The 10444-nt window shown below is 61.2% G+C and carries 10 protein-coding genes; 8 read left to right on the top strand and 2 right to left on the bottom strand.

Annotation, left to right across the window (positions count from 1 at the left end):
- The coding region (gene ppnN, locus D8U70_RS17375; protein WP_130929389.1) for a nucleotide 5'-monophosphate nucleosidase PpnN at positions 1 to 908 on the top strand (908 nt) is incomplete at its 5' end.
- A gap of 200 nt (positions 909 to 1108) precedes the next feature.
- On the opposite strand, the gene D8U70_RS17370 is transcribed toward ppnN, so the two are convergent.
- Positions 1109 to 2512, bottom strand: coding sequence for an FAD/NAD(P)-binding protein (locus tag D8U70_RS17370; RefSeq protein WP_130929388.1), 1404 nt, complete (start codon positions 2510 to 2512; stop codon positions 1109 to 1111).
- Entirely contained in the window at positions 2513 to 3076 is a 564-nt protein-coding gene (locus D8U70_RS17365) for an XRE family transcriptional regulator (protein WP_024013243.1), read from the bottom strand. It lies immediately after the preceding gene.
- An 85-nt stretch (positions 3077 to 3161) separates the two neighbouring features.
- Between D8U70_RS17365 and D8U70_RS17360 the strand changes: the two genes are divergently transcribed.
- The 7 genes from D8U70_RS17360 to D8U70_RS17330 all read left to right on the top strand — a co-directional run bounded on the left by D8U70_RS17360 (position 3162) and on the right by D8U70_RS17330 (position 10392).
- A complete protein-coding gene (locus D8U70_RS17360) occupies positions 3162 to 4097 on the top strand; it encodes a DMT family transporter (RefSeq protein ID WP_130929387.1) in 936 nt (311 codons plus the stop codon).
- 237 nt (positions 4098 to 4334) lie between these two features.
- On the top strand, positions 4335 to 7253 hold the full coding sequence (locus D8U70_RS17355; protein WP_130929386.1) for a monovalent cation/H+ antiporter subunit A: 2919 nt from the start codon (positions 4335 to 4337) through the stop codon (positions 7251 to 7253).
- Complete coding sequence (locus D8U70_RS17350) at positions 7253 to 7597, top strand: Na+/H+ antiporter subunit C (RefSeq protein WP_016775082.1); 345 nt, start codon at positions 7253 to 7255, stop codon at positions 7595 to 7597. The genes D8U70_RS17355 and D8U70_RS17350 overlap by 1 nt, the downstream gene beginning before the upstream one ends.
- Positions 7594 to 9273: a monovalent cation/H+ antiporter subunit D gene (locus tag D8U70_RS17345; protein ID WP_130929385.1), complete on the top strand. Its 1680-nt coding sequence runs from the start codon at positions 7594 to 7596 to the stop codon at positions 9271 to 9273. Before D8U70_RS17350 ends, D8U70_RS17345 begins: the two co-directional genes overlap by 4 nt.
- The gene (locus D8U70_RS17340; RefSeq protein WP_071172756.1) at positions 9270 to 9758 is read left to right on the top strand and encodes a Na+/H+ antiporter subunit E; all 489 of its coding nucleotides are present in this window, start codon (positions 9270 to 9272) and stop codon (positions 9756 to 9758) included. Before D8U70_RS17345 ends, D8U70_RS17340 begins: the two co-directional genes overlap by 4 nt.
- On the top strand, positions 9755 to 10033 hold the full coding sequence (locus tag D8U70_RS17335) for a K+/H+ antiporter subunit F (protein ID WP_071172757.1): 279 nt from the start codon (positions 9755 to 9757) through the stop codon (positions 10031 to 10033). The genes D8U70_RS17340 and D8U70_RS17335 overlap by 4 nt, the downstream gene beginning before the upstream one ends.
- On the top strand, positions 10030 to 10392 hold the full coding sequence (locus D8U70_RS17330) for a Na+/H+ antiporter subunit G (RefSeq protein ID WP_071172758.1): 363 nt from the start codon (positions 10030 to 10032) through the stop codon (positions 10390 to 10392). The genes D8U70_RS17335 and D8U70_RS17330 overlap by 4 nt, the downstream gene beginning before the upstream one ends.
- The last annotated feature ends 52 nt before the right edge of the window (positions 10393 to 10444 follow it).

Raw genomic sequence — 10444 nt, 5'->3', positions numbered from 1 at the left:
GGGGCGGTCACTCGATCAACACCGAAGAATACAAATACACCAAGAAAGTCGGCCACGAACTGGGCCTGCGCAGCCTCGACATCTGCACCGGTTGCGGCCCTGGCGTGATGAAAGGCCCGATGAAGGGCGCGACCATTGCCCATGCCAAACAGCGCATTCACGGCGGTCGCTACCTCGGCCTGACCGAGCCAGGCATCATCGCCGCCGAAGCGCCGAACCCGATCGTCAATGAGCTGGTGATCCTGCCGGACATCGAAAAGCGTCTGGAAGCCTTCGTCCGTGTCGGCCACGGCATCATCATTTTCCCGGGCGGCGCCGGTACGGCCGAAGAGTTCCTGTACCTGCTCGGCATCCTCATGCACCCGGACAACGCAGGCCTGCCCTTCCCGGTCATCCTCACCGGGCCGAAGCATGCCGCGCCGTATCTGGAACAGCTGGATGCGTTCGTCATCGCGACCCTCGGCGAAGCAGCGAAGCAGCATTACGAGATCATCATCGATGACCCGGCCGAAGTGGCGCGGCAGATGACTCAAGGCTTGAAAGCGGTGAAGCAGTTCCGCCGCGAGCGTAACGATGCGTTCCATTTCAATTGGCTGTTGAAAATCGATGAAGGCTTCCAGCGCCCGTTCGATCCGACCCACGAAAACATGGCCAACCTGAAACTGCACCGCGACCAGCCGCCGCACGAACTGGCCGCCAACCTGCGCCGGGCGTTTTCCGGGATCGTCGCCGGTAACGTCAAGGACAAAGGCATTCGCCTGATCGAAGAGCACGGGCCGTATCAGATCCGTGGCGATGCGGCGATCATGCAGCCGCTTGATGCACTGCTCAAGGCCTTCGTCGCCCAGCACCGGATGAAGTTGCCGGGTGGCGCGGCGTATGTGCCGTGCTATCGCGTCGTCGCGTAATTTCAAGTCGTAACGCACACCCATTGTGGGAGCTGGCTTGCCAGCGATAGCGGTCTTTCATTCAACAGAGACGTTGAATCAGATGACGCTTTTCGCGAGCAAGCTCGCTCCCACAGTATTGTGGTGTGCCGCAAATTGCATCCACAACTCAATCCCCTTGTGGGAGCGAGCCTGCTCGCGAAGAAGCCCGAAAGAACACATCAATCTTTCGGGCTATCTACCAACCGCCGAGCCAACGCTTTAGCCTGCGCAGCGACGTCCGTCACCGCCGTACTTTCCCACCACATCCCGCGCAACGGCGGCCCCATGGCGAACAACCGAGCGCTCACCTGCCCCTCGGCATCCACCACTGCGCCGTCCTTTGCGGTGATCCCCAGCGCCAGCGGCCCCGGTTGCACCAGTCCCCGCGCCAGCAATTGCTGCGGCAAGGGCCGAGCAACGCGCCGCCAGTCGTATTCAATGCCGCTGGAATTGATCAGCGCCGCACCGCTCACTGTAGATGTTTCAGTCTCACCCCGCGGACGGATGCGGATGGTCACAGCATCGCCAGCGCCGGGCTCAATCCCCTTGAACGACGCTGCGTGAATGCGCAAGCGCCCTTCCTTGTGCAGCCGTTCGATCAACTCGGCACTCAGTGGCGGCGAACGATGGTGATGACTCTCCCACCATGGCCGTACATGCCGTACGAATTGTCGACGCTGCACGTCAGTCGCCTGACTCCACAACCGCGCGATATGCGCGCGAACCGTATCCAGCGGCGCCTGCCAGTCGATGCCTTTGGCGACTGCGTCGCGACAATGTCGGCGCAATTCGCGCACCAACTCGCGTGGCGTGCGGATGCTGTGATCTGCTGCCAGAAAATCCATCCAGATCGGCGGTTGACGGCGTACGTGCGGCAGCAGGCCATGCCGGGAGAACACCTCGATCGGCCCGCGATGGCCGGCCTGCTCCAGCGACACCACGGCATCGACCATGGTCAGACCGGAGCCGATGATCAGCACGGTGGACTGCGGGTCGAGTTCGCGCATGGCCGCCACACCCCAGGGATCGAGCGCTGCGGCGTTAAGGCCACTGGATTGCGTCTGCGGCGTGCGGGCGGCGGGAAACATGCCGGTGGCCAGCACTGCCAGCGATCCACGCAGAGTCTGGCCATCGCTCAAGGTGAGCTGCACTGAACCAGCATTAACTTGAAGGTCGACGGCTTCAGCACAAATATGTTCAACGGTCGAACCTTGCAGAGCCCCCACTGCCCTGGCTTCGGCCAGACGCTGTTGCACATAGACCCCGAACAGGCCACGCGGCGGAAACAGCTCACTGACCGGCACGTCCTGCTCAGCCGATTCCGGCCAGCCGCCGCCGGCAATATGCGCGGTCAACCACTGCGTCAGATCATCAGGATTATCCGGGTCGACGCTCATCCGCGCCGCGTTGCCGTTCAGCGTATGTCCCAACTCGACTGCGCTGTAAGCCTCACCACGTCCCAATTCAGCACGCGGCTCGATAATCGCAATTCTTCGTTGCCCAGGCAGGCGTAACAATTGCACCGCCAGCATGGTGCCACTGAGGCCGCCGCCGATGATCAGGATGTCCGCAGGCTGCTCCATTCAGATCACCACATTACGCACGAACCGCGCAGCCACATCGCCATCGTTGCGGTAGGCATGCGGTTGATTGCTGGCGAACATGAAAAACTCTCCTTTATTGATGTGCTGCGCCTGATCGCCGAGCATCAGTGTCAGGCATCCTTCAAATACGTAGATCTGCTCGCTCCAGCCATCGGCGTCCGGTTGCGACGGGTAGACCTCGCCCGGTTGCAGGCACCACTCCCATTGCTCGACTTCGCGGCTCGCGGTGGCTTTGGACAGTAGCACGGCTCTGCTGCCGGGAATCGTGCCCGCCCAGGCAACCTCATTGATCCGGCTCGGATCGCGCGCATCGTGCGCCTGGATCAGATCGCTGAACGCAACGTCGAGCGCTTCGGCGACGCGATCAAGCGTGGTCAGGCTGACATTCTTTTCGCCTGCCTCGATTGCCACCAGCATCCGTCGGCTCACCCCGGATTTTTCCGCCAGTGCGGTCTGGCTCATATCCGCAGCATGGCGCAGGCGTCGAACGTTCTGGCTGACGTGTTGCAGCACGGAGGCTCGCTGAGTCAAATCTTTGTGCACTATATTGCTCACTCGGTGGGGTTGGGCAGTATACTGCGCAACGTTGGCGGCATTGTGCGGCCTCCCTTTTAATGTGCGCAAGGTCATGATGTCGCCAAACAATTCTGCGTCCCCAATCCGCTTCTCCCGCTTCAGCAAAGCCGAGTGCGTGCTGGTGCTGATCACCATGATCTGGGGCGGCACGTTTCTGATTGTGCAACATGCCATGACGGTCAGTGGCCCGATGTTTTTCGTCGGCCTGCGCTTCGCCGCAGCGGCGGCGATGGTCGCGATGTTTTCCTGGCGGCACCTGCGCGAGTTGACCTTGTTCGAAGTGAAGGCCGGGTCATTCATCGGCGTGGCGATCATGCTTGGTTATGGCCTGCAGACGGTCGGGTTGCAAAGCATTCCGAGCAGTCAGTCGGCGTTCATTACCGCGCTGTATGTACCGTTTGTGCCGCTGCTGCAATGGCTGGTACTGGGACGGCGTCCGGGGTTGATGCCAAGTATCGGCATCATGCTGGCGTTTACCGGATTGATGTTGTTGTCAGGCCCCTCGGGGGCAGCGCTGAATTTCAGTCCCGGAGAAATTGCGACATTGATCAGCGCCGTTGCGATTGCTGCTGAAATCATTTTGATCAGCGCTTTCGCCGGGCAGGTGGATGTGCGGCGAGTGACGGTGGTGCAACTGGCGGTGACGGCGGTGTTGTCGTTCTTGCTGGTAGTCCCGACCGGTGAAGTGATACCGGATTCTTCCTGGTTGTTGCTGGCGACCGCTTTGGGCCTGGGCGCGGCGAGTGCGGCGATTCAGGTAGCGATGAACTGGGCACAGAAGAGTGTTTCGCCGACTCGGGCGACGTTGATCTATGCGGGTGAACCGGTGTGGGCCGGGATTGTCGGACGGATTGCCGGAGAGCGCTTGCCGGCAATTGCGCTGGTTGGGGCCGGGTTGATTGTTGCGGCGGTGATTATCAGTGAGCTGAAGACCAAGGGAAGGTCCACCGAGGCAGAAGCTGAGCTGGAGCGGGAAACGCAGGGGTGACCGGCAATCTCTTCTGGCTGCACCCATGCTTTCGCGAGCAAGCTCGCTCCCACCTTTTGAAATGCATTTCAGTATGGGAGCAAGTCTGCTCGCGAAGGCGCCGCACCTTCGTTGCCCTGAAACAACGCCAAACACAAAATTCCAGACTACTTTGTAGGATTCTGAGACATCCTCGCGTTTGGTGATCAGGGAGCTGGCACGTATGATGCTTCACAAACTTCCGCAGATTAGAAGCCTATGTCCCTGATAGTTCTACTGCTTCTGCCGTTCATTGGCAGCTGTCTGGCAGCGGTGCTGCCGCACAATGCGCGTAATGCCGAATCCCTGCTGGCGGGCCTGGTCGCTTTGATCGGTACCGTTCAGGTCGCGATGCTGTACCCGCAAATCGCTCACGGCGGCGTGATCCGCGAAGAATTCATGTGGTTGCCGAGTCTGGGGCTGAACTTCATTCTGCGCATGGACGGCTTCGCCTGGCTGTTCTCGATGCTGGTGCTGGGCATCGGCACACTTGTCTCCTTATATGCCCGTTACTACATGTCGCCGGACGACCCGGTGCCACGTTTTTTCGCGTTTTTTCTGGCGTTCATGGGCGCCATGCTTGGCCTGGTGATCTCCGGTAATCTGATTCAGATCGTGTTTTTCTGGGAGCTGACCAGCCTCTTCTCGTTTCTGCTGATCGGCTACTGGCACCACCGCGCCGATGCGCGGCGCGGTGCCTATATGGCGCTGATGGTCACCGGTGCCGGCGGGTTATGCCTGCTGGCGGGGGTCATGATTCTCGGCCATGTCGTCGGCAGCTATGACCTGGACAAGGTCCTGGCCGCCGGCGATCTGATTCGCGCACATGCCCTCTACCCTGTTCTTTTGCCACTCATCCTGATCGGCGCGCTGAGCAAAAGCGCGCAATTCCCGTTTCACTTCTGGCTGCCCCACGCGATGGCGGCACCGACGCCCGTCTCGGCCTATCTGCACTCGGCGACCATGGTCAAGGCCGGGGTTTTCCTTTTGGCACGTCTGTGGCCGTCGCTGTCCGGCAGTGAGGAATGGTTCTACATCGTCAGCGGAGCGGGCGCCTGCACGCTGTTGCTTGGCGCGTACTGCGCCATGTTCCAGAACGATCTCAAAGGTTTGCTGGCCTACTCGACCATCAGCCATCTGGGTCTGATCACTTTGCTCCTGGGCCTGAACAGTTCACTGGCCGCGGTGGCGGCGGTGTTTCACATTCTCAATCACGCGACGTTCAAAGCTTCGCTGTTCATGGCCGCCGGCATCATCGACCACGAAAGCGGCACCCGTGATATCCGCAAGCTCAGCGGTCTGATCAAACTGATTCCCTATACGGCAACACTGGCCATGGTCGCCAGTGCCTCAATGGCCGGCGTGCCGCTGCTCAACGGTTTCCTGTCGAAAGAGATGTTTTTCGCCGAAACCGTGTTCATCAACGCCACGGCGTGGGTCGAAACCAGTCTGCCGATCGTCGCGACCATCGCCGGCATGTTCAGCGTCGCCTACTCCCTGCGATTCACCGTCGACGTGTTCTTCGGCCCCACCGCCACTGACCTGCCACACACGCCGCACGAGCCGCCACGCTGGATGCGCGCACCCGTCGAGTTGTTGGTATTCACCTGTCTGCTGGTGGGGATTTTCCCGGCGCAGATCGTCGGGCCACTGCTCGCCGCTGCAGCGCTGCCCGTAGTTGGCGGGGAGTTGCCGGAATACAGCCTGGCCATCTGGCACGGCTTGAACGCGCCGATGATCATGAGCCTGATCGCCATGTCCGGCGGCATCATCCTCTATCTGCTGCTGCGCAAGCAGTTCAAGCTGGGCCGTTTCAAGTACCCGCCGCTGGTGGGCCGCTTCAACGGCAAGCGTTTGTTCGAGCGCAGTCTGGTCGTAATGATGCGCATCGCCCGGCGCGTCGAGCGGCGACTGGGCACCAAGCGCTTGCAGATGCAGTTGTTCCTGATGGTTTCGGCCGCCGTGCTCGCCGGTCTGATTCCGATGCTGCACAGCACGCTGACGTGGGGTGACCGGCCGAAAATCCCCGGATCCATTGTCTTCGTGACCCTGTGGCTGCTGGCGATCGCCTGTGCGCTTGGCGCCGCTTGGCAGGCGAAATATCACCGTCTAGCTGCACTGACCATGGTCAGCGTCTGTGGCCTGATGACCTGCGTGACCTTTGTCTGGTTCTCGGCGCCGGATCTGGCGCTGACACAACTGGCGGTCGAAGTGGTGACCACGGTGTTGATCCTGCTTGGCCTGCGCTGGTTGCCGCGACGCATCGAAGAAGTCTCACCACTGCCTAGCAGCCTGCGCAAGGCGCGTATTCGTCGTCTGCGCGACTTGCTGCTGTCGATTGCCGTCGGTGCGGGGATGGCTCTGTTGTCCTACGCCATGCTTACCCGGCAGACGCCGAACCATATTTCCTCGTTCTACCTCAGTCGCGCCCTGCCCGAAGGCGGCGGCAGCAACGTGGTCAACGTGATGCTGGTGGACTTCCGTGGTTTCGATACCCTCGGCGAAATCACCGTACTGGCCGCCGTGGCGCTCACCGTGTTCGCCCTGCTGCGGCGCTTCCGTCCGCCGAAGGAAAGCCTGCAATTGCCGGCGCAGCAACGTCTGCTCGCGCCCGACGTGGTCACCGATCTGGTCAACCCGCGTTCGGCCAGCGACACCGCGCTCGGTTTCATGATGGTCCCAGCGGTACTGGTACGACTGTTGCTGCCTGTCGCGCTGGTGGTGTCGTTTTATCTGTTCATGCGCGGGCACAATCAGCCGGGCGGCGGATTTGTCGCCGGGCTGGTGATGTCGGTGGCCTTTATCCTGCAATACATGGTTGCCGGCACGCAGTGGGTCGAAGCACAAATGAGCCTGCGGCCATTGCGCTGGATGGGCACCGGGCTGCTGTTCGCCACTGCCACCGGTCTCGGTGCGCTGCTGGCCGGTTATCCGTTCCTGACCACTCACACCTGGCACATCAGCGTGCCGTTGCTCGGTGATATCCATATCGCCAGTGCGCTGTTCTTCGACGTCGGCGTGTACGCCGTGGTGGTCGGATCGACGTTGTTGATCCTCACCGCCCTCGCCCACCAATCGGTGCGCGGCCACAAGACGGCCTCGCTGCCCAAGTCCGTCGCCAGCAAAGGAGCCGTCTGATGGAAGAAGTCATCGCAATCGCCATCGGCATTCTTGCCGCGTCCGGGGTCTGGCTGATTCTGCGCCCGCGTACCTTTCAGGTCGTAATGGGCCTGTGCCTGTTGTCGTACGCGGTCAATCTTTTCATTTTCAGCATGGGCAGCCTGTTCATCGGCAAGGAACCGGTGATAAAGGACGGCGTGACCCAGGACTTGCTGCATTACACCGACCCGCTGCCCCAGGCGCTGGTACTGACGGCGATCGTCATCAGCTTCGCCATGACCGCACTGTTCCTCGTCGTATTGCTCGCCTCGCGCGGCTTGACCGGCACCGACCACGTCGACGGCCGGGAGCCTAAAGAATGATGGCGATGACTCACCTGATCGCCGCACCGATCCTGCTGCCGCTGCTGACGGCTGCGATCATGCTGATGCTTGGCGAAAAGCATCGGCCGCTGAAGGCGAAAATCAACCTGTTCTCCAGCCTCCTCGGCCTGTTCATTTCAGTGATGCTGCTGCAATGGACGCAGACCACCGGCGTACCCGGCTCCATCGGTGTATACCTGCCGGGCAACTGGCAGGCACCGTTCGGCATCGTTCTGGTGGTTGATCGCCTGTCGGCACTGATGCTGGTGCTGACCGGCATTATCGGCGTCAGCGCGTTGCTGTTTGCCATGGCCCGCTGGGACGGCGCCGGCTCAAGCTTTCACGCTCTGTTCCAGATCCAGCTGATGGGCCTGTATGGCGCGTTCCTGACCGCGGATCTGTTCAACCTGTTCGTGTTCTTCGAAGTGTTGCTCGCCGCGTCCTACGGCTTATTGCTGCACGGCTCAGGCCGGGCGCGGGTGTCGTCGGGGTTACATTACATTTCGATCAACCTGCTGGCATCGTCACTGTTTTTGATCGGCGCTGCGTTGATCTACGGGGTGACCGGCACGCTGAACATGGCCGATCTGGCGATGAAAATCCCGCTGGTGCCGGAAGCCGACCGTGGCTTGCTGCACGCCGGGGCAGGGATTCTAGCGGTAGCGTTTCTGGCCAAGGCCGGCATGTGGCCGCTGAACTTCTGGCTGGTGCCGGCCTATTCCTCGGCCAGCGCGCCGGTGGCGGCAATGTTCGCGATCATGACCAAGGTCGGCGTCTACACCCTGCTGCGCTTGTGGACCCTGTTGTTTTCCGGCCAGGCCGGCGCCTCGGCATTCTTCGGCGGCGACTGGCTGATTTACGGCGGCATGGCGACCATGGCCTGCGCAGGGCTGGCGATTATTGCCGCGCAACGCCTGGAGCGCATGGCCAGCCTGAGCATTCTGGTGTCGGCGGGCATCCTGCTCTCGGCGATCGGCTTCGCCCAGCCGAACCTGATCGGCGCTGCGCTGTTCTATCTGGTCAGCTCGACCCTGGCGCTGAGCGCATTGTTCATGCTCGCCGAACTGATCGAGCGCTCGCGCTCGGCCAACGAAATTCCGCTGGAAGACGAAAGCGAACTGCTGCCGCGTCCACAGGAATCGCTGCAACCGCCCAAGGGCATCAACCTCGACGACGAGCAGAAAGCCGTGGTCGGCCAAGTCATCCCCTGGACCATGGCCTTTCTCGGTTTGAGCTTCATTGCCTGCGCGCTGTTGATCATCGGCATGCCACCGCTGTCCGGGTTCATCGGCAAGCTCAGCCTGATCGGGGCATTGCTCAACCCGTTGGGACTTGGCACTGCGGCGCCGCTGTCTCCCGGCGCATGGGGATTGCTGGCGCTGTTGATCCTGACCGGTCTGGCCTCCCTCATGGCCTTCTCGCGCCTCGGCATTCAGCGCTTCTGGACGCCGGAGGAGCGCCCGTCACCATTGCTGCGCAAACTCGAATGCGCGCCGATTTTCCTGCTGCTCGGGCTGAGCATTGCCCTTACGTTCAAGGCTGAACCGCTGCTGCGCTACACCCAGGCCACCGCCGATGCGCTGAACAATCCGCAGCAATATGTGTTCGCAGTTCTAGGCACTCGGGCGGTGCCGAGCCCGCAAGCCAGAGCCGACATGCTCGAGGTGCAGCCATGAATCGACTGTTCCCGGCTCCGTGGTTATCGCTGGCCCTGTGGATTCTGTGGCTGACCCTGAACCTGTCCGTCAGCCCGGGCAATCTGCTGCTCGGTGCCGCGCTGGGTTTCGCTGCGCCGCTGATGATGCGCAAATTGCGGCCGAAACGTGCGCGCATCCGCAATCCCATCGCCATCCTGCGTCTGTTCTTCCTGGTCGGCCGCGACGTGATCATGTCCAACCTGATCGTCGCCTGGGGCGTAGTCAACGCCGGACGCCGTCCGCCCAACTCATGCTTTATCAAGGTGCCTCTGGACTTGCGCGATGCCCATGGTCTGGCGGCACTGGCGATGATCTGCACCGTGGTGCCCGGTACCGTATGGTCGGAACTGGCGCTGGATCGCAGTGTGCTGTTGCTGCACGTCTGGGATCTGCACGACGAAGCGCAGTTCATCGAGCACTTCAAAAGCACTTACGAGCGACCGTTGATGGAGATTTTCGAATGAGCCCATTGCTGTCGAATGCGATTCTGCTGACGTTGTTTTTGTACTGCTTGGCAATGGCACTGACCCTGGTGCGCCTGTTCAAAGGCCCGTCAGCTCAGGATCGGGTACTGGCGCTGGATTACCTGTATATCGTCGCGATGCTGATGATGCTGACCCTGGGCATTCGTTACGCCAGTGATACCTACTTCGAAGCGGCGCTGCTGATCGCGCTGTTCGGCTTCGTCGGCTCGTTTGCCCTGGCGAAATTCCTGCTGCGTGGCGAGGTGATCGAATGAATGCCGAATTGTCTTTGTGGGTCGAGATTCCGGTGGCGGTGCTGCTGGTGCTCAGCGGCGTGTTTACCCTGCTGGGCGCAACAGGATTGCTGCGCATGAAGGATTACTTCCAGCGTATGCACCCGCCAGCGCTGGCCTCGACACTCGGTGCCTGGTGTGTGGCACTGGCGTCGATCATCTGCTTTTCGGCATTGAAATCCGCACCAGTGGTGCATGCCTGGTTGATTCCGGTCCTGTTGGCGATCACCGTGCCGGTGACCACCCTGCTGCTGGCGCGGGCGGCGTTGTTCCGCAAGCGGATGGCCGGGGATGATGTGCCGGCTGAGGTGAGCAGTCGTCAGACTGAAAGTGGTAACTGATGATCATGTGGCGCCGGTGATGGCGCCATCGCAACAGTAGAAATGCGCCCTC

This window comes from Pseudomonas sp. Sample_20 (assembly GCF_004307585.1).
Classification (GTDB): domain Bacteria; phylum Pseudomonadota; class Gammaproteobacteria; order Pseudomonadales; family Pseudomonadaceae; genus Aquipseudomonas; species Aquipseudomonas atacamensis.
This window is presented reverse-complemented; position numbering and strand designations above follow the sequence as displayed.

Excerpts from the sequence above, each read along its gene's own strand:
- D8U70_RS17360 (WP_130929387.1), top strand. The coding sequence starts at position 3,162 with ATGATGTCGCCAAACAATTCTGCGTCCCCAATCCGCTTCTCCCGCTTC.
- D8U70_RS17330 (WP_071172758.1), top strand. The coding sequence starts at position 10,030 with ATGAATGCCGAATTGTCTTTGTGGGTCGAGATTCCGGTGGCGGTGCTG.
- D8U70_RS17355 (WP_130929386.1), top strand. The coding sequence starts at position 4,335 with ATGTCCCTGATAGTTCTACTGCTTCTGCCGTTCATTGGCAGCTGTCTG.
- D8U70_RS17335 (WP_071172757.1), top strand. The coding sequence starts at position 9,755 with ATGAGCCCATTGCTGTCGAATGCGATTCTGCTGACGTTGTTTTTGTAC.
- D8U70_RS17370 (WP_130929388.1), bottom strand. The coding sequence starts at position 2,512 with ATGGAGCAGCCTGCGGACATCCTGATCATCGGCGGCGGCCTCAGTGGC.
- D8U70_RS17345 (WP_130929385.1), top strand. The coding sequence starts at position 7,594 with ATGATGGCGATGACTCACCTGATCGCCGCACCGATCCTGCTGCCGCTG.
- D8U70_RS17340 (WP_071172756.1), top strand. The coding sequence starts at position 9,270 with ATGAATCGACTGTTCCCGGCTCCGTGGTTATCGCTGGCCCTGTGGATT.
- D8U70_RS17350 (WP_016775082.1), top strand. The coding sequence starts at position 7,253 with ATGGAAGAAGTCATCGCAATCGCCATCGGCATTCTTGCCGCGTCCGGG.